This window comes from Streptomyces sp. NPDC054961 (assembly GCF_053609145.1).
Map to the genome: position 1 here is coordinate 1 of NZ_JBSGWY010000050.1, position 19,567 is coordinate 19,567.

Consider the following 19,567-nt stretch of genomic DNA (forward strand, 5'->3'; position numbering starts at 1 on the left):
GTACGTCCCGTACGAGCGCTTGCGGCCGGCACGCCGAGAGCACGCACCGGACGCCGCTCCTCAAGGGGCAAACCTTGCCCGACGCGGCACTAGTAACCGCCTACGGCAGCCGGCGCAGCGCGAACCACAGGTCCATCCGGACGTCCGGGTCGTCCAGGTCGGCGCCCAGCAGCTCGGCGGCCCGGGCGACGCGCTGGCGGACGGTGTTGCGGTGGACGCCGAGCGTGGCGGCGGCGCGGTCCCAGCTGCCGTGGTGGGCCAGCCAGCCGCGCAGGGTGTCCCGGAGGGCGGGGGAGAGGGGCCCGAGCAGGGCCTCGGCATGGGCGCGGGCCTCGGCCTCGCCGACCAGGCCCGCGAGCCCGGGGTCCGTGTGCCGGGCCAGCGGGGTACGGGCCGACTCGGCGCGCTCCAGGGCCCGCGCGGCCTGCGCGTCGGCGACGGCCAGGCCCTCGGGCCCGGCCGCGGCGCTCACCCCCAGCCGCCAGCCGGGCCGCGCGCCCGGCTCCCGGTCGGTGAGCAGCCGTACGACCGGCCCGCGCGGATCCAGCAGTACGGTGCCCAGCGCGGCCGCCAGGGCCGGCGGGTCCCCGTCGCCGCGGGCGTGGACGGCGTACCAGGGCCCCGGACCCACCGCCTCGCCCGGCTCCCCGTCGAGCAGCAGCCGGGTCAGCGCGGCCGCCTGCGTACCGCCGGCCGGGCGGTCCGCGGTGAGCAGCGTCAGCAGGACCGCCGCCACCGAGGCGACGGTGTGGTCCCCGGGGGCCCGCGCGGGCGTGGCGAGGGCGAGGGCCCGGCCGTCGCCGAGGGCGTGGGCGGCGAGGAGGATCCCGCCGTGTGCGGCGGTGGCGGTGGCCGCCGCGCCGGGCGCCACGCGGCGGGCGAGCGCGGCCAGCGCGGCCAGCGCCTCGGGCGCGGGCGGCGGCCCTGCCTCCCGTGCGGGGGCGGGGGCGCGCGCGGATCCTGCCGTGGCCGTGGCCGTGGTTTCGGGTGCGGGGCCGGTTGTGGCCGTGGCCGTGGAGCTCCCCGTGTCCGGTGCCGGGCCGGTCGGGAGCAGCCCCGCCCAGCCGCCCAGGGTCGCCGCCAGCCGGCGCAGCACCGCCGCGACCGGGTCCGGGCGGGCGGCGGCGGCCGCCAGGGACTGCTGTGCCTCGGTGACCCGGCGCAGCTCGGCGGTCCGGGCCCGCGCCATCAGCCGCCAGACGCTCCGGCCGACCGCCGTGAACGGGGTTCCGGGCGGCACTTCGAGCAGGGGCAGCCCGTACCGGTCGCAGGCGTCGACGAGGGAGCGCGGCACGGTCGCGTGCACCGGGGTCACCCCGAAGCCGACGGCGGCGGTCCCGGCCCGGACGAGCCGGGCCACGTACGGCCCGGCGTCGGTCAGGCCGCCGCCCGGACCGTCGCCGAGGCCGCCGTCCGGACCGCTGCCCGGGCCGTCGCCGGAGCCGTCGTCCGGGCCGTCGGCAGCCGCCGTAGCGGCCGGGCCGCCCTGCTGCTCCGCGCCCGCGAGGCCCGCACCGGCGGTCAGCAGCAGCTCGCCGCCCAGTAGGTACGGCGACGGGTCCGCCATCTCGGAGGCGTGGACGCCGTGCACCTCGCCCACGGCGGGCCCGGCCAGCTGCCGCAGCCCCAGCTCGTGGTCGGCGAGCAGCAGGCCGAGTGCCACCGGCGGGGTGGGAGGGGCCTCCATGGATACTCCGTACACATCGAGGGGTCCGAGTAGATAAAACGTACACTTCGCGCCCCCTGGCTGTCGGCTTACGCTCGAAGCACCGCTTCGCACCGAACCGCAGGACCCAGGACCACAGAAGGGCACCCCCTCATGAGCACGCAGCCGCGCGGACCCGTCGACTCCTCCCGCATCCCGCGCTACGCGGGCCCCGCGACCTTCGCCCGGCTGCCCCGCCTGGACGAGGTCGGCGGCAAGACCGACGTCGCCGTCGTCGGCGTGCCCTTCGACTCCGGAGTCTCCTACCGCCCCGGCGCCCGCTTCGGCGGCAACGCCATCCGCGAGGCCTCGCGCCTGCTGCGCCCGTACAACCCGGCGCAGGACGCATCCCCCTTCGCGCTCGCGCAGGTGGCGGACGCCGGCGACATCGCCGTGAACCCCTTCAACATCAACGAGGCCGTCGACCAGGTCGAGGCCGCCGCCGACGACCTGCTCTCCTCCGGTTCCCGCCTGATGACCCTGGGCGGCGACCACACCATCGCGCTTCCGCTGCTCCGCTCCGTCGCCAAGAAGCACGGCCCGGTGGCCCTGCTGCACTTCGACGCGCACCTGGACACCTGGGACACGTACTTCGGCGCCGAGTACACGCACGGCACCCCGTTCCGCCGCGCCGTCGAGGAGGGCATCCTCGACACCGAGGCCCTGTCCCACGTCGGCACGCGCGGCCCGCTGTACGGCAAGCAGGACCTGGACGACGACGCCAAGATGGGCTTCGGCATCGTCACCTCCGCCGACGTCTACCGCCGGGGCGCCGACGAGGTAGCGGACCAGCTGCGCCAGCGCATCGGCGACCGTCCGCTGTACATCTCCATCGACATCGACGTGCTGGACCCGGCGCACGCTCCCGGCACGGGCACGCCGGAGGCCGGCGGCATGACCTCCCGCGAGCTGCTGGAGATCATCCGCGGGCTGTCCTCCTGCAACCTGGTTTCCGCCGACGTCGTCGAGGTCGCCCCGGCGTACGATCACGCCGAGATCACCTCGGTCGCGGCCTCGCACACCGCGTACGAGCTCACCACGATCATGAGCCGCCAGATCTCTGCCGCCCGGCAGGGTCAGTAAGCACCAGTCCTGCGGCGAGGGCGAACCCGAAGGGCGAGTAAGCGCACGTGACGCACGACCACGACCTGGTACTCCGTCCCACCGAGGCCCAGAAGGCGGCGGCGCTCGCGCCGCCGCCGGGGCGGACCGGCGGGGACCTGGTCGTGGAGACGCTGCGCTCGCTCGGCGCGACGACCCTCTTCGGGCTGCCGGGACAGCACGCGCTGGGCCTCTTCGACGCGGTCGGCCGCTCCGACCTGCGGCTGATCGGGCTGCGTACGGAGAACAACGCGGGCTTCGCGGCCGACGCCTACGGCCGGATGACGGGCGAGGCGGTGCCGCTGCTGCTCTCCACCGGGCCGGGGGCGCTGATGGCGCTCCCGGCGCTGGCCGAGGCCGCCGCGGCCTCCGCCCCCGTCCTGGCGATCTCCTCGCAGGTCCCGACGCCGGGGCTGGGCGGCGGCCGGCGCGGCCACCTGCACGAACTGCGGGACCAGGCGGCCTCCTTCCGTGACGTCGTCAAGTCGGTGCACGTCGCGCGCAGCCCGTCCCAGATCCCCTCCGTGATCGCCGGGGCCTGGGAATCGGCGCTGACGGCCCCGCACGGGCCGGTGTGGGTCGAGATCCCGGAGGACGTCCTGCGCGCGGAGACCGTCGTACCGCAGGTCACGGGCGTGGACGCGACCCCGCACGAGCTGGCCCCGCGCCCGGAGCTGACGGCGCTGGCCGCGCACTGGCTGGAGAACGCCGAGCGCCCGGTGATCATCGCGGGCGGCGGGGTCGTCCGCTCGGACGCGGCGGGCAAGCTGAAGCAGCTGGCGGAACGCCTGAACGCCCCCGTGGTCACCACCTTCGGCGGCAAGGGCGCCTTCCCCTGGACCCACCCGCTCTCGCTCCAGTCCTGGCTGGAGGACCGCCACATGACGGACTTCCTGGAGGACGCGGACGTCCTGCTGGTCGTCGGCTCGGGCCTGGGGGAACTCTCCTCGAACTACCACACGTTCTTCCCCGGGGGCCGGGTCGTCCAGATCGAGGCGGACCTCGGCAAGCTGGAGTCCAACCACCCGGGCCTCGGCATCCACGCGGACGCCCGCCTCGCCCTCCAGGCCCTGCTGGAGACGGTCGCCGAGCGCGAGGACCCGTCGGCGCCCGAGCGGGTCCGGCTGCTCCTCGCGGACATCGCGACGCGCCTGTCGTCCCAGGACTTGGCGCTGGAGCAGCAGCTCCTGACCTCGATCAGGTCGGCCCTGCCCGCGCGCTCCCCGTCCTTCTGGGACATGACGATCCTGTCCTACTGGGCCTGGTCCGCCTTCGACGCCGAGCACCCCAACACCATGCACTCGGCGCAGGGCGCCGGCGGCCTCGGCTACGCCTTCCCCGCGGCCCTCGGGGCCTGCCTCGCCGAACCGGGCACGCCGGTGCTGGCCGTCTCGGGCGACGGCGGCGCGATGTACTCGATCGCGGAGCTGGCCACCGCCCGCCAGCACGACCTGGACGTCACCTGGCTGATCGTCGACGACGGCGGCTACGGCATCCTGCGCGCGTACGGCAGCGAGACCGGCACGTCCCTGCCCGGCCCCGACTTCGTGTCCCTGGCCGCCGCCTTCGGCGTCCCGGCGACCGCCACCACCCCGGAATCCCTCCGCGAGGACCTCGCCGAGGCCCTCAAGGCCCCGGGCCCGTCGGTGGTGGTACTTCCGGCCACGCTGAAGATGTTCGCCCCGACGCACGTCTGAACGGCGTCCGGCGGCTGGCTAGGGTGGTGGTGATCAGCGGGGACGACGTGTGAGGGGGAACGGTGTCGTTCGAGGACGAGTGGAGCCGGCACAAGCAGGAGACGGGGGCCGGTGACCCGTCGCCCCAGATGCGCCTGAACCATGTTCCCGCCGAGGGCGGCGGCCCCGCCGCACCCGGCGGCGGGTACGGCCTTCTGGCCACCGCTCCGCCCGAGAAGACGAAGGCCGCCAACACCATCGAGAACGTCCTGCAGCCCGGCACGACCAAGGCCGCGGACGCGGCCGACGAGCCGACCCGCGGCGCCGTCAAGGCCTTCACCGGCTGGGAGACGGCGACCGGCCTGACCAAGGCCCACGCGCAATGGGACGACCAGGTGAAGCGCCTGATGGGACGCCTGAACTCGGAGAAGACCTCGCTGCGCGGCGCCTCGAACCTGTTCACCGGGAACGACCAGCTGACCGGCCAGGGCTTCCTGCCGGTGCAGTCCAAGGTCGCGGGACTGTAGGGGGAGACGTGCCGGACTACTCCGAGATCCTGCAGACGGACCTCTCCGCGCTCACCACGGCCGCCGATGGCTGGAAGGCCATGGCGACGCAGTTCAAGACCCTGGAGGGGGTCTACAGGGACGAGGTCCAGAGCGTCTCCGCGGGCGACGTCTGGCTGGGCACCAGCCAGCAGACCGCCGCCTCCAACTCCGCCATGACACGGCGCGAGTTCGCGTCCGCGCAGACGGAGGCCCTGGCCATGGAGTCCCTGCTCCGTGACGCGCACGCCCGATTCACGGACCTCAAGGGACGGGTGGTTTCGGCCGTATCGGACGCCCGGGCCGCCGGCATGAAGGTCTCGGACAGCGGCGTCGCGAGCTACGACTACTCCAAGGCCGACGCCGCCACCGCCAACGCGGTGCGGCACGACCCCGACCTCCCGGAGGTCGAGCGGTCCTGGACGAGCCGGATCGCGGACGCGGTCAAGGCGGTCACGGAGTTCGACGAGGACGTCAAGATCGCCCTGATGAACGCGTCGGGCGCCGACGGGACCTCGATGTTCGGCTTCAACTCCCGGCCCGTCAACGACGTCGAGGCGGTGGAGGCGCTCGCCCTCACCCAGAAGATCCGTGACGGCAAGGCCTCCCCGGAGGAGCTGGCGCACTACGACGAGCTGCTGCGGCAGAACTCCAAGGACAAGCACTTCAGCGAGGCGTACCTGAACTCGCTGGGGGCCAAGGACACCCTGCTCCTCGCGGACCAGATGAACCTGGCGTCCAACGAGCGCGGCGCGTCGGCGGCCGACAAGAAGCTCTACGAGTCGATCAACTCCAACCTCGCGGGCACGATCGCGTCGGGCACCAAGGATCCGGACAGCTACGCCTACAAGCCCTTCGTGAACGGGCTCAAGGAGCAGGGTCCCGAGCTGGTCGCCAAGGGCCTGCGGCCCACGTACGGCTACCAGACCCTGGTGACCCTCATGGGCCAGGGCGACGGCTACGGCAAGCAGTTCCTCAACGACCTCGGTGACGGCATGATCGAAGCCGAGAAGTCGAAGCCGCACATGTACGACCACGCCTACGACTCCCAGCGCCCGAACCTGGTCTCCGACCCGCTCGACGGGCTGCTGGGCATCATGGCCAAGGACCCGGACGCGGCGACGTACTTCCTGGACCCCGAGGCGCCCGGCAACAAGAACCAGCACCTGAAGTACATGCTCGACGACCGGGAGATGCCCGACCCCTGGATCTCGACCGGCGTCGGCCAGCCGATCGAGATGCACGGCGACAAGACGGCCGGCCTGGGCGCCGCCCTCCAGGCGGCGGCCACCGGCCACGTGGACGGCGAGAAGCTGGGCCCGCCCGGCACGCACACGGAAGGCCAGGCGCGGGTGATGCACGAGGCGATCCAGCTGCTCGACGGCGACATGAACGGCGACGAGTTCAAGGACGACCTCGAGGGCCTGCGCCAGCCGATGGCGAAGGCCCTGGTGGACTACGTGGCCGACACCCACGAGATCCTCGGCGGCCAGAACTCCGACCTGGGCGGCATCGGCGGCAACGACTCGATCCACGGTTCGGGTGACAAGTCCCAGATCGCGGTGGGCCAGGGCAGCCTGATCCGCGTGATGCGCGGCATCGCGGACGACGGCCCGGCGTTCGCCCTCATGGTCGAGGCCGAACGGGTCTACTCGGCGGATCAGCTCGCGACCACCGACACGTTCAAGGCCGGCTCGCCGCACGAGTCCAGCGCCCAGTGGGACAACCGCGCGCACGACGTCGGTACGGCGGCCGGAGCTCTCAACGGCATCGGCGCCGACGTCTACAAGGACAAGGAAGACGACGCGGTCGAGTGGGCGGAAGGCACGTCCGAACACACGGCTGCCGCCGTGAACGGGCTCATCGGCGAGATCCCGGTCGTGGGCACGGTCGGTGGCTCTCTGATCGACTCGCTCAAGTACGAGTGGGTCAAGGGCATGACCGACGACGCCGAGGCGGCGAGCAAGCAGGATTCCAGCAACAACTACGGAGCGGGCGTCGATGCGACCAACAACATGTTGGATGCGTGGGGACGTGATCGGAAGATCAGCGGCGATCCTGCGTTCGATCACGCCAAGAACGAGGCGGGCGAGGGCTACACCTCGGGACGGGAAGCTGCTCGTGCGCACCTCCGGCCGTGATGTGGTCAAGGCTCTCGGCCGCGCGACGGCCGTGCTCGTCTGCGGACTGACGCTTGTGTCCTGCACCTCGGACAAGCCCGAGGGCGAGGCCAGGAACGAGAAGCCGCCGTGTGGGGTCAGCCCCTCCTCACAGGAGGGTGTCCTCCTGAGGGACGTCATCGCCGCGGACGACTTCGAGGCCCTCGTCCACAACAGCACGAGCGAGGTGGTGGCGACGCTGCGAAGCGCGCTGCCGCAGACGAGACCGGAGAACCAGATCCCTCCGACGACCAGGTGCGCCCTGTGGGCGGCCGGCGAGAAGGGCGCCGCTGTGACCTTCCGGTTCGGGTGGGTCTCCCGCGCCTCGAAGGAGATGCAGTTTCCCCTGCCCGACAGCGTCCCGTTCGAGATGGACGGCGGCGCCTTTGGCCAGGCCAACGACACCAAGACGAGCCTGTACGTCGGTTGCGACATGCCCGGAGCACTCGGCGTGCCTTCGAAGTCGGTTTGGTTCCACGCGAAGGCCGAGCACAGCGTCAGCTCGACCGCGGCGGCCGTCGATCAAGCGGCCCGTGACCGGCAGACCGCCCTCACCTACCTCATGGCCCGCCGCGTCACCGATGCCCTGGGCTGTGAGAACAAGCCGCTGGAGAAGCCCCCCGTGGTGAAGGCTCTCCCGACCCCCTGACGGTCGGAGGCATGGAAGGACACGGTCAACGCCGTCCTGCAGGACTACGTGCGGCGTCACAGCCGGTTGCGGGCGTTGGACCGGCCTGGAGATGGGCGGGCGCGGAGACTTCGACGACCTCCTGGACGAGGCCGACTACCGCCGATGAGTCCTGTGACCCACCTCGCCGACACGTCTGCGGTCGTGCGGATCCTGACGCATGAGGACGTGCGCAAGGAATGGCTGGAGCACCTGGCCATGGGCGTGATCGGCCTCTGCGCGATCACGGAGCTGGAGCTCCTCTTCTCGGCCCGCTCGATGGCCGACCGCCTCGAAAAGGCGCAGGACGACGATGCTGCGGACCGGGTCGGCCTCCGGGGCCGCCCCGCCGCACCGCCCCGCCCCGGGGCCGTGCGGCGCCTGCGTCGCAGGCCGGCGGTGGTCCTCCACGGATGGTCCAGGCCGCCTCGCCCGGTTCCGGGTAAACCCGTTCGATTGTTGCGGTGGGATGAAATCCGCCGGTCGGAGCGTTGGCGCTTCCGGCAGGGCATGACGAACGGGGAGGCACCACGTGGTGGCGGCAGAGACGGGAACAGGCGAGAAACAGGGCTGGGGCAGGCGGCTGGCCGCCTACACCTGGCGGTACAAGGCGAACGTGCTGCTCGCGCTCGGTTCCTCGCTCGGCGGCATGGCCGTCATGGCGCTCGTCCCCCTCGTCACCAGGGTGATCCTCGACGACGTCATCGGGGACAAGAGCAAGCCCATGGGCCCCTGGGCCGGCCTGCTCATCGGCGCCGCGGTCCTCGTCTACGTGATGACCTACGTCCGCAGGTACTACGGCGGCCGTCTCGCCCTCGACGTGCAGCACGACCTGCGCACCGACATGTACGACTCCATAGCCCGCCTCGACGGCCGCCGCCAGGACGAGCTGTCCACCGGCCAGGTCGTCGGCCGTGCCACCAGCGACCTCCAGCTGATCCAGGGCCTGCTCTTCATGCTCCCGATGACCATCGGGAACTTCCTGCTCTTCGGGATATCCCTCGGGATCATGCTGTGGCTCTCGCCGCTGCTGACCGTCGTCGCGCTGCTCATGGCCCCCGCCCTCTGGTCCATCGCCAAACGCAGCCGCAAGAAGCTCTTCCCCGCCACCTGGTACGCCCAGAGCCAGGCCGCGGCCGTCGCCACCGTCGTCGACGGGGCCGTCACCGGCGTCCGCGTCGTCAAGGGCTTCGGGCAGGAGGACCAGGAGACCGGCAAGCTCCGCGAGGCCGGCCGCCGGCTCTTCGCCGGGCGGATGCGCAGCATCCGGCTGAACTCGCGCTACACCCCCGCCCTGCAGGCCGTACCCGCCCTCGGGCAGGTCGCCATGCTGGCCCTCGGCGGGTGGATGGCCACCAAGGGCCAGGTCACCCTCGGTACCTTCGTCGCGTTCTCCACCTACCTGGCCCAGCTCGTCGGCCCCGTCCGCATGCTCGCCATGGTCCTCACCGTCGGCCAGCAGGCCCGCGCCGGTGTCGAGCGGGTCTTCGAGCTCATCGACACCGAGCCGGTGATCCGGGAGGGCACGGAGCGGCTCCCCGACGACGCGCCCGCCACCGTGGCGTTCGAGGACGTCCGCTTCGGGTACGACCCCGAGCGCCCCGTCCTCGACGGTTTCTCGCTCGAGGTCCGGGAAGGCGAGACCGTCGCCCTCGTCGGCTCCTCCGGCAGCGGCAAGTCCACCGTCGCCCTCCTCCTGCCCCGCTTCTACGACGCCGACCACGGCGCCGTCCGTGTCGGCGGCCACGACGTGCGCGGGCTGACCTATGACTCGCTGCGCGGCGCGATCGGGCTGGTCCCCGAGGACTCCTTCCTCTTCTCCGACACCATCCGCTCCAACATCGCCTACGGGTATCCGGACGCCACCGACGAACAGGTCCTGGCCGCCGCCCGCGCCGCCCAGGCCGAAGGCTTCGTCAAGGCCCTCCCCGCCGGGTTCGACACCAAGGTCGGCGAGCAGGGCCTGACCCTCTCCGGCGGCCAGCGCCAGCGCATCGCGCTCGCCCGCGCCATCCTCACCGACCCCCGCCTGCTCCTCCTGGACGACGCCACCTCCGCCGTCGACGCCCGCGTGGAGCACGAGATCCACGAGGCGCTGCGGGCCGTCATGGCCGGCCGCACCACCCTGCTCATCGCCCACCGCCGCTCCACGCTCGCGCTCGCCGACCGGATCGCCGTACTGGAGCACGGGCGGCTCGCCGACATCGGCACGCACGAGGAGCTGGAGCTCCGGTCCGCCCTGTACCGGCGGCTGCTGACCGACCCGGACGCCCTCGGCTCCGCGTCCCCGCAGACCCCGGACGCGCCGGCCATGGCCGCGTTCGAGCGCGATCTCGAGCGCGAGCGCGACCGGGACATCGAGCGGGACATCGAGCTCGAAGCCGAGATCGACTCCGAACCCGTCAACGCCAAGCGCCGCGTGGCCGGCGGGATCACGCCCGAGCTGTGGCAGCGGCAGGAGGAGGCGGACGAGAAGACCACCGCCCCGCCCGGCATGTCCGCCACCCCGGAACTGCTCGCGCAGGTGGCCGCGCTGCCGCCGGCCGACGACACCCCCGAGGTGGACGAGTCCCGGGCCGCGTCGGCCGAGGACAGCTACAACCTGGGCCGCCTGCTCCGCGGCTTCTGGGCACCGCTCGCGATCTCCCTGGCCCTCGTGGCCGTGGACGCCGGATCCGGGCTGCTCCTGCCCATCCTGATCCGGCACGGGATCGACCAGGGCGTCGAACAGGCGGCCCTCGCCGCCGTCTGGGTGGCGGCGGCCCTCGCGCTGGCCGTGGTCGTCGCCCAGTGGGCCGCGCAGTTCGCCGAGACCCGGATGACGGGCCGCACCGGCGAGCGCGTCCTCTACTCCCTGCGCGTCAAGATCTTCGCCCAGCTCCAGCGCCTCGGCCTCGACTACTACGAGCGCGAGCTGACCGGCAAGATCATGACCCGGATGACGACCGACGTGGACGCCCTCTCCAGCTTCCTGCAGACCGGGCTCGTCACCGCCGTCGTCTCCGTCTTCACCTTCTTCGGCATCCTGATCGCCCTGCTCGTCCTCGACGTCGAGCTGGCCCTGATCGTCTTCGCCACGCTCCCCCTGCTGGTCCTCGGCACGATCGTCTTCCGCCGCAAGTCGGTCGCCGCGTACGAGCTCGCCCGCGACCGGGTCGGCGTGGTCAACGCCGACCTCCAGGAGTCCGTGGCCGGGCTGCGCATCGTCCAGGCCTTCCGCCGCCAGCGCTCGGGCGCCGTCCGCTTCGCCGAGCGTAGCGACTCCTACCGCCAGGCGCGGGTCCGCGGCCAGTGGCTGATATCCGTCTACTTCCCCTTCGTCCAGCTGCTGTCCTCCGGGGCCGCGGCCGCCGTGCTGATCGTCGGCGCGGGCCGGGTGGAGGCCCAGACGCTCACCACCGGCGCGCTGGTCGCGTACCTGCTCTACATCGACCTGTTCTTCGCGCCCGTCCAGCAGCTCTCCCAGGTGTTCGACGGCTACCAGCAGGCCACCGTCTCCCTCGGCCGGATCCAGGACCTGCTGCGCGAGCGGACCAGCACCCCCCGCCCGGCCGGGCCCCGCCCGGTCCCGGAGCTGCGCGGCGAGATCGCCTTCGAAGGGGTCCACTTCGCGTACGGCACGGCCGAGGAGCGCGGGGAGAAGGAGGAGGCGCTGGCCGGAATCAGCCTGCGGATACCCGCCGGACAGACCGTCGCCTTCGTCGGCGAGACCGGGGCCGGCAAGTCCACCCTGGTCAAGATGGTGGCCCGGTTCTACGATCCGACCTCCGGCCGGGTCACCGCCGACGGGGTGGACCTGCGCGAGCTGGACCTGACCGGGTACCGCCACCGGCTGGGGGTCGTCCCGCAGGAGCCGTACCTCTTCCCGGGGACGGTCCGCGACGCCATCGCCTACGGCCGGCCCGAGGCGAGCGACGCCGAGGTGGAGGCCGCCGCGCACGCGGTCGGCGCCCACGGCATGATCGCCACCCTCGACGGCGGCTACCTGCACGCGGTCACCGAACGCGGCCGCAACCTCTCCGCCGGCCAGCGCCAGCTGATCGCGCTGGCCCGCGCCGAGCTCGTCGACCCCGACGTGCTGCTGCTCGACGAGGCCACCGCCGCCCTCGACCTCGCGACCGAGGCCCTGGTCAACCAGGCCACCGACCGGCTCGCGGGCAGGCGCACCACCCTGGTGGTGGCGCACCGGCTGACCACCGCCGCGCGCGCCGACCGGGTCGTGGTCATGGACCGGGGCCGGGTGGCGGAGGACGGCACCCACGCCGAACTGCTGGCCCGCGGCGGCCGGTACGCGGACCTGTGGCGGGCCTTCGTGGGAGAGGACGAGCACGCGGCGGCCTGAGGGCCGGTCCTGCGTCGGGCCGGGCCCTCGGGCCCGGCCCTCCGGCCCGGCACCGGGTCCGCGGCCCGGGCTCAGAGCTCGCCGAACAGCAGGTTCCCCGGAGCGTCCTCGTCGGTGCCGGTGTAGTACGCGCGCACCGCGTCGAGGAGTTCGTCCACCGTCAGGGTGCCGTCCCCGTCCGCGTCGATCCGCCGGAACAGGGCCTCGGTGTCCGCGGTGGTCAGCCCGGTGTCGAAGGCCCCCTGCGCCTTGTGGAACTCCTCCGGGCTGATGCGCCCGTCGCCGTCGGTGTCGACGATCGTGAGGATCGCCCGCACCATCGGCCGGAACGAACGGTCGTAGGCGGGCCCGCCCTGCGCGTACAGCCGGGTCATGCCCGTCTTGTACTCCTCCGGCGTGACCTTGCCGTCCCGGTCCACGTCCAGCTCGGTGAACAGGTCCTGCCAGAAGTCGGTCAGCCCGCCCATCACCAGCGTCGCCTTCGGCGAGGTGGCCGGCTCCGCGAGGGCCGAGAGCAGGCGGGACCCCAGCGCGATGATGTCGTGCGCGTCGATCACGCCGCTCCGGTCGGCGTCCAGGTGGGCGAAGGCGCGCTCCAGCTTGCGGTCGAGCAGGTCGTTCGTCATTTCCGTTGCCTTTCGTGACTACGGTGAGCGGTCGGGAGATCACCTACCGTAGTGTCGTTCTTGATCGTGAATTCCCGTTGTCCCGCTAGGAAGTTGTGGATGCACTCTTACGAGGTATGGGTGGCCGGCGAGGCCGAGCCCGGCACCCGTTGGGTCTACTGGCCGCGGGTGGGTCAACTGCTGCGCGAGCCGTTCGAGGTGCTCGGTCTCAAGGCCCGGCTGGAGCGCGGCGAGGACCTCCCGCACGACGACCGTCTGTTCGCCGGCCGCGTCGCCCTGTCCAGCCCCGAGCAGGGCCTGCGCGCCCTGGCCGCCGCCCGCGCCGCCCAGCCCGCCTGGGCGAGGGTCCCGTTGGCCGACCGGCTGGAGCTGCTGCACGCGGTCCACCGCGCCGTCGTCGAGCGGCGCGACGAGCTGACCGCGCTCCTGGTCGCCGAGGGCCACCCCGTGCGGCTGGCCGGCTGGGAGCTGGACTCGGTGGCCTGCGCGTTCCACCCCGACTCCGTCGCCGACTTCGCGGCGCGGCTGCGGGAGCCCGAGCGGACCTCGGTGGGCCGCCGGGTCCGCATGGTGCGCAAGCCCGACGGGGTGGTGTGCCTGAGCCCGCCGCGCAACGCCCCCACCTCCAACTCCTTCTACGGGGCGCTGGCCCTGGCCGCGGGCAACAGCCTGGTCGTCAACGCGCCGCCGACCGCCCCGCTGGGCGTCGGCTTCGTCTACCGGGAGATCGTGGCCCCGGTCCTGGAGCGCCTCGGCGCCCCGCCCGGCACCCTGAGCGTGCTCTCGACGCACGCCCGCGCCGTACTGCGCCAGTGGATGGACAGCCCCGACTGCGACGACCTCGTCTTCTTCGGGGGCTCCGAGCAGGGCCTCAAGCTGGAGCGGGAGTGCGTGGCCGCGGGGAAGAAGCCCGTACTCGAACTGTCCGGCAACGACGGCGTGCTGGTGTGGCACGACGCCGAGACCGATCTCGCCGCCCGGGCCCTGTGCGAGCGGTACTACGGCTCCGGGCAGATCTGCATGACCCCGAAGTTCGCCATCGTCCACCCGCAGGCCGCGGACCGGCTGCTGAAGGAGCTGGTGGAGCGGGTGCGGGAGATCCGCCCCGGTCCGCCGGAGGATCCCCGGACGGTGCTGAGCCCGGTGGTCAAGCGGGCGGAGTTCACCGCGTTCCTCGACGAGGTGCTGGCGGCCGGCGGGGAACTGCTGTGCGGCGGCGAGTTCGTGGACGTGGACGACGTACCGGCGACGGCCGGTCCGTTCATCCGCCCGGCGGTGGTCCGGGTGGACGGTCTGGCCACGGCGGGCCGGCTGCGCGCCTTCCGCGAGGAGACCTTCTTCCCGCTGCTCTGCGTGGTCGTGCCCGAGGCTCCGGCCGGTCTCGACGAGTCCATCGCCTTCCTCAACGCCAACCGCTACGGCCTGCGCAACTCCCTGTGGACGCGCGACGAGCGGGTCGTCGAGCGGTTCTGCGACGACGTGGTCAACGGCGGCATGCTGAAGGTCAACGACTCCCACATCGGCTGCCTGCCGGTGCTCCCGTACAACGGCGGCACGGGCGCCACGGGCGGGGTCTTCGGCGAGGCGAACCAGCCGGCCGTGCGGACCACCCACCTCCAGTCGATCGCCGTCGCCACCCTGGTCCGGCCCCGGGAGTCGGTCTTCGACCACGCGGCGGGCGCGAGATGAGCCCGGCGGTGAGCCCGGCGGTGAGCCCGGCGGGCTGAATCCTTGTCCGCCGCAACCTTTCGGAGGAATCGGGCGTCGTACGTGCGTACGTACGGGGGCACGTACGACCGATGGAGGCAGGGTGTTCGAGTCGTGGAGCCGGCGCGGCCGGTGGGCCGTCCGTCCGGGTGCGCTGCTCGCGGCGGCGCCGGCGCAGGCGGCGACCGGCGGGTGCGCGGGGGACCTGGTGCGGACGCTGCCGTTCCCGACGGGCGAGGTACGCGTGTACAAGACCCGTGACCGGGCCTGCGCGCTGGCGGTCGCCCGCGCACCGGGCGCGCGCCGCCCGATGTCGGTGAGCATCCAGCCGCGCGGTGGCCACCCGGTCCGCACCGCGGGCCGATTCACCCGGTACGCCGGGCCCGTCAGCGTCCACACGATCCACCGCTGCGTGTACGTGAAGGGGAGCGTGGGGGCCGGATCTGTCGATTCCGGCTGGATCCTGTGCTGACGGTGCGTCCCAACAGGGTCTGGTCAGCCGTGCGTTGACCCGGCTAGGTTCACGGCGACCGAAGTGAACTCAAGGGGAGGGTGAATGCGCAAGACGCTCGGATGGCTGCTGTCGCTCGTGGTGCTCATCGGCACCATGGGCGCGGCCGGCTTCACGGCACAAGCGGCCACCGCCGCGGAGCCGGCCGCCGCCACGGATGCCACCGCCGCCACCGCTGCCACGGCCGCGGACATCAAGGACCAGATCCTCGCCATCCCGGGGATGACCCTGATCGAGGAGAAGCCGTACCCCGGCTACCGCTTCTTCGTACTGAACTACGAGCAGCCGGTCGACCACCGCGCGCCGTGGAAGGGCACCTTCAAGCAGCGCCTGACCCTGCTGCACAAGGACGTCTCGCGGCCCACGGTGTTCTTCACCTCCGGCTACAACGTCAACACCGCCCCGCGCCGCAGTGAGCCGACGACCATCGTCGACGGCAACCAGGTGTCGCTGGAGTATCGATTCTTCACCCCCTCCCGGCCCGATCCGGCCAACTGGGCGAACCTCGACATCTGGCAGGCCGCCAGCGACCAGCACCGGATCTTCACCGCCCTGAAGAAGGTCTACACGAAGAACTGGCTGGCCACGGGCGGCAGCAAGGGCGGCATGACCGCCACGTACTACGAGCGCTTCTACCCGCGTGACATGGACGGTGTCGTCGCCTACGTCGCGCCCAACGACGTGGTCAACAAGGAGGACTCGGCCTACGACCGGTTCTTCGCCAAGGTCGGCACCAAGGAGTGCCGCGACAAGCTGAACGCGGTGCAGCGCGAGGCGCTCGTACGCCGCGTCCCGCTCGAGGCCAAGTACGCGACGGCCGCCGCCGAGGCCGGCTGGACCTTCACCACCGTCGGCGACCTCGACAAGGCCTACGAGGCCGTCGTGCTCGACTACGTGTGGGCCTTCTGGCAGTACAGCCTGCTCGCCGACTGCGCCTCCATCCCGGTCGCCGCGACCGCGACCGACCAGGAGATCTGGGACACGGTCGACGCGATCTCCGGCTTCTCGGCCTACGCCGACCAGGGGCTGGAGACGTACACGCCGTACTACTACCAGGCGGGCACGCAGCTCGGTTCGCCCGACATCAAGCAGGCCCACCTGGGCGGCCTGAGCCGCTACGGCTACCAGCCGCCGCGCAATTTCGTGCCCCGCGACATCCCGATGACCTTCCAGCCGGCGGCGATGCGGGACGTGGACGACTGGGTCAAGAAGAACGCGAACCAGATGCTCTTCGTCTACGGACAGAACGACCCGTGGGGTGCGGAACCGTTCCACCTCGGGTACGGGGTCCACGACAGCTACGTGATGATCGCGCCGGGCGCCAACCACGGCGCCAGCGTCTCCAAGCTCATGGAGAGCGAGAAGACCCTGGCCACCGCGAAGATCCTGCAGTGGGCAGGGGTGGCCCCGGCCGCCGCGCTCACCGGTCCGGCGGCGGCCGCGCCGCTGGCCGCGCCGGACGCGCAGCTCGACCAGCGGGACCTGGAGCGCGAGCCGATGCTGCGGCCGTAGGGGCGCGGAGCGCCCAGGCAGCTCTCTGGTAGCGGCTCTCCGGTAGCTCCTGAGGAGGCCCGGGGCCACGGGAGGCGTACGCCGTGCGGTACTACGGCGCGTACGCCAGCCCGTGGCCCAGCGGGTAGCGGCCCGGCACCGGGACCGGGAGCCGCCCGGTGGGCCGTACGGCCCCGGTGACCACCCGGGCCGCCGCCCGCATCTCCACGTCCGTCCAGGTGTACGTCGCCAGTTCGGCCGCGCACCGCGGCAGCCGGGCCGGGTCGTACGGGTTGCGGATCGCCACCAGGACCACCGGCACCCCGGTGGCCAGCAGTTCCTCGACCAGGTCGCGCTGCGGGCTCTCGCCCTCCGGGACGTTGTACGTGCACACGAGCACGGCGGCGTGGCCGGGGGCGGCCGCCGCCGCGCGGGCCGGCGGCAGCGCCGTGGCCCGGCAGCCCAGCGCCGACAGCTCCCGCGCCAGTACCGCCGTGGGGGGTCCCGTCGTACCGGTGGGGGAGACCGGGTCGGTCCCGGTGACCAGGAGCAGCGGCCGGGACGACGGGTCCACCGGCAGCAGATTCACCGGATTGGCCAGCAGGGTCGTCGTACGGGCCGCGATCTCGTCGGCGGCGGCGAGGTGGGCCGGGATCCCGACGGCCGCGTCCACCGCCCCGGCGACCGTGCTGGGGGTGCCGGCCGGGGTGCCCGCCGTGCCCGCCGTGCCCGCCGCGTCGAACAGGCCCCTGCGGGCCTTCAGTTCCAGGATCCGCAGCACCGACTCCTCGATCCGGGCGCGCGTCAGCTCGCCCGAGTCCACGGCCGCCAGCACGCTGCGGTGCGCGAGCCCCAGGTCCGGCGGGTTCAGCAGCTGGTCGCAGCCGGCCTTCAGGGCCAGGACCGGGATCCGGTCGTCCCCGTACTTCTGGCGCACCCCGGCCATGTCGAGGGCGTCGGTGACGACCACCCCCCGGAAGCCCAGCCGTTCGCGCAGGATGCCCGTGACGATGGGCCGGGAGAGGGTCGCCGGATCCCCCGAGGGGTCGAGCGCCGGGAAGACGATGTGCGCCGTCATCACGACGTCCACGCCCGCCCGCACGGCCGCCCGGAACGGAGGCTCGTCCAGCTCCTCCCACTGCGCGCGGGTGTGCCGCATCAGCGGCAGCCCGACGTGGCTGTCCGTCCCGGTGTCCCCGTGTCCCGGGAAGTGCTTCGCGGTGGCGGCCACCCCCGCGCCCTGGTACCCGCGGACCTGGGCGGCGACCAGGGCCGCCACGGCGTGCGGGTCGGCGCCGAAGGACCGTACGCCGATGACCGGGTTGGCGGGGTCCACGTTCACGTCGGCCACCGGCGCGTAGTCGTGGCGGATGCCCATCGCCGCCAGCTCGGTGCCCGCGATCCGCGCGGCCCGGCGGGCCTCCGCGGTGGACCCGCCGGCCCCCAGCGCCGCGGCCCCCAGGGCCATCGCCCCCGGGAGGAGCGTCGCGGGCTTCCCGACGCGGGCGACGGCGCCGTGCTCCTGGTCGATGGACAGGAGCAGGGGGACGCCCGCGCCGGAGGCCGCGGCCGCCCGCTGGAGGCCCGCCGACAGCTCGGCGATCTGGTGCGGGGTACGGGTGTTGTGCGCCCAGCCGAAGTAGACGATCCCGCCGAGGTGGTAGCGGGAGACCAGCTCGGCGGCGGTGCGCACGCCGAACAGCGCCAGGTTCCGCTCGGCGTCGGCAGCGTCGGGATCCGTCGCCGAATGCCCGTACGCCCGCGAGACGAAGAGCTGTCCGACCAGTTCGGCCAGGCTCATCCGGGCCGCGACGTCGCGCAGCCCGGCCCGGTCCGCAGGGGCCGCGCCCCCGTCGCCGGGCCGCGGGCCGCCCGGCCGGTGGTCGTCGGGCGCAGGGCCTCGCGGGGCCGGTCCGCCGGGGGAGCGGGAGGCCACCAGGGCGGCGGAGGTGGCCCCCGCGGCGGCGACGGCGGCCATGGCGGCCGCGGCGAGCAGGGACCGGCGGGAGGCGTGGTACGGCACGCGCCGGACGCTACTGCCGGGCTACGCCTTCAGGGCGACGGACACTCGTCAGGTCCCCCGGACGGGGGCCGCCCGGGGCGCGGCCCAGTGCTCCTGCACGGTCCGCACGGCCTCGGTGATCGCGGGGCGGCGGGCCGCCCCGGTCCGCCACAGGGCGTACAGCCGCCGTACGGGGGCCGGTTCGAGCGGCACGGCCACCGCTCCCGGCGGCAGGGTCCCCGTGCCCAGACGCGGTACGACGGCCACCCCGAGACCGGCCGCGACCAGCGCGACGATCGTGTGGTTCTCCTCGGCGACGTGCACGATGTCGGGCTCGGAGCCGACCGCGCGCAGGGTGCGCACCAGCCAGTCGTGGCAGACCCGGCCGGGCGGCTGGCACACCCACCGCAGGCCGCCCAGATCGGCCCGGCGGATGACGGCGCGGGTCGTGAACGGATGCCCGGCGGGGACCACGAGATCGCAGGGGTCGTCCCCGATCACCGCCTGCTCCACCCCCTCGGGGGTGGGCAGCGGGGCGATGTCCCAGTCGTGCGCGACCGCCAGATCGGTGACGCCCCGGGCCACCAGGTCCACCGAGAGGTGGGGATCCACCTCCGTCAGCCGTACCTCCAGGGCGGGGTGCCGGGCGGCCAGGTCGGCCAGTACCCCCGGCAGGAGCCCGCGCGCGGCCGAGGCGAAGGCGGAGACGGTCAGCAGCCCGCTCGGCTGTCCGCGCCGCTCCTCCAGGGTGGTCTCGGCGCGCTCCACGATGGCCAGCAGCTGCTGCGCGGTCTCCGCCAGATGGCGGGCCTCCTCGGTGAGCGCGACGCCGCGCCCGCGCCGTTCCAGCAGCGTGGTGCGGGTCTCCCGCTCCAGCTTGGCGATCTGCTGCGAGACGGCGGAGGGGGTGTATCCGAGGGCGGCCGCCGCGCCCGCGACCGAACCGTGGACGGAGACGGCGTGCAGGGCGCGGAGCCGGGCGAGGTCGAGCATGCCCCAAGCGTAAGCGCTGCTTCATCCAACCCGGAAGGGATC

Annotated in this window: 13 protein-coding genes; 9 read left to right on the forward strand and 4 right to left on the reverse strand. The window is 73.2% G+C overall.

What is annotated here, in order from left to right:
* Nucleotides 1-100: 100 nt before the first annotated feature.
* Nucleotides 101-1,687, reverse strand: coding sequence for a PucR family transcriptional regulator (locus ACWF9Z_RS31650; protein WP_453607902.1), 1,587 nt, complete (start codon nt 1,685-1,687; stop codon nt 101-103).
* Nucleotides 1,688-1,819: 132 nt separating this feature from the next.
* Between ACWF9Z_RS31650 and speB the strand changes: the two genes are divergently transcribed.
* The 6 genes from speB to ACWF9Z_RS31680 all read left to right on the forward strand — a co-directional run bounded on the left by speB (nt 1,820) and on the right by ACWF9Z_RS31680 (nt 12,195).
* Nucleotides 1,820-2,788 carry an agmatinase gene (gene speB / locus ACWF9Z_RS31655; protein WP_453607903.1) on the forward strand — a complete coding sequence of 323 codons (969 nt, stop codon included), beginning with the start codon at nt 1,820-1,822 and terminating at the stop codon, nt 2,786-2,788.
* 47 nt (nt 2,789-2,835) lie between these two features.
* Complete coding sequence (locus tag ACWF9Z_RS31660) at nt 2,836-4,503, forward strand: thiamine pyrophosphate-binding protein (RefSeq protein ID WP_453607905.1); 1,668 nt, start codon at nt 2,836-2,838, stop codon at nt 4,501-4,503.
* A 62-nt stretch (nt 4,504-4,565) separates the two neighbouring features.
* On the forward strand, nt 4,566-5,009 hold the full coding sequence (locus tag ACWF9Z_RS31665; protein ID WP_453607907.1) for a hypothetical protein: 444 nt from the start codon (nt 4,566-4,568) through the stop codon (nt 5,007-5,009).
* 8 nt (nt 5,010-5,017) lie between these two features.
* Entirely contained in the window at nt 5,018-7,168 is a 2,151-nt protein-coding gene (locus ACWF9Z_RS31670) for a hypothetical protein (RefSeq protein WP_453607909.1), read from the forward strand.
* On the forward strand, nt 7,149-7,835 hold the full coding sequence (locus ACWF9Z_RS31675; protein ID WP_453607912.1) for a hypothetical protein: 687 nt from the start codon (nt 7,149-7,151) through the stop codon (nt 7,833-7,835). The genes ACWF9Z_RS31670 and ACWF9Z_RS31675 overlap by 20 nt, the downstream gene beginning before the upstream one ends.
* A 550-nt stretch (nt 7,836-8,385) precedes the next feature.
* A complete protein-coding gene (locus ACWF9Z_RS31680) occupies nt 8,386-12,195 on the forward strand; it encodes an ABC transporter ATP-binding protein (RefSeq protein WP_453607914.1) in 3,810 nt (1,269 codons plus the stop codon).
* A 71-nt stretch (nt 12,196-12,266) separates the two neighbouring features.
* On the opposite strand, the gene ACWF9Z_RS31685 is transcribed toward ACWF9Z_RS31680, so the two are convergent.
* Entirely contained in the window at nt 12,267-12,821 is a 555-nt protein-coding gene (locus ACWF9Z_RS31685; protein WP_453607916.1) for an EF-hand domain-containing protein, read from the reverse strand.
* Nucleotides 12,822-12,920: 99 nt separating this feature from the next.
* Here ACWF9Z_RS31685 and ACWF9Z_RS31690 point away from each other — a divergent pair, with 99 nt between their 5' ends.
* The 3 genes from ACWF9Z_RS31690 to ACWF9Z_RS31700 all read left to right on the forward strand — a co-directional run bounded on the left by ACWF9Z_RS31690 (nt 12,921) and on the right by ACWF9Z_RS31700 (nt 16,551).
* Entirely contained in the window at nt 12,921-14,510 is a 1,590-nt protein-coding gene (locus ACWF9Z_RS31690; RefSeq protein WP_453607919.1) for an aldehyde dehydrogenase family protein, read from the forward strand.
* Nucleotides 14,511-14,631: 121 nt separating this feature from the next.
* Entirely contained in the window at nt 14,632-15,000 is a 369-nt protein-coding gene (locus ACWF9Z_RS31695; protein WP_453607922.1) for a hypothetical protein, read from the forward strand.
* Nucleotides 15,001-15,084: 84 nt separating this feature from the next.
* Nucleotides 15,085-16,551, forward strand: a complete 1,467-nt coding sequence (locus ACWF9Z_RS31700; protein WP_453607925.1) for an aminopeptidase — start codon at nt 15,085-15,087, stop codon at nt 16,549-16,551.
* 91 nt (nt 16,552-16,642) lie between these two features.
* On the opposite strand, the gene ACWF9Z_RS31705 is transcribed toward ACWF9Z_RS31700, so the two are convergent.
* Entirely contained in the window at nt 16,643-18,553 is a 1,911-nt protein-coding gene (locus tag ACWF9Z_RS31705) for a glycoside hydrolase family 3 protein (protein WP_453607927.1), read from the reverse strand.
* 48 nt (nt 18,554-18,601) lie between these two features.
* On the reverse strand, nt 18,602-19,525 hold the full coding sequence (locus ACWF9Z_RS31710; RefSeq protein WP_453607930.1) for a LysR family transcriptional regulator: 924 nt from the start codon (nt 19,523-19,525) through the stop codon (nt 18,602-18,604).
* Between the last annotated feature and the right edge of the window lie 42 nt (nt 19,526-19,567).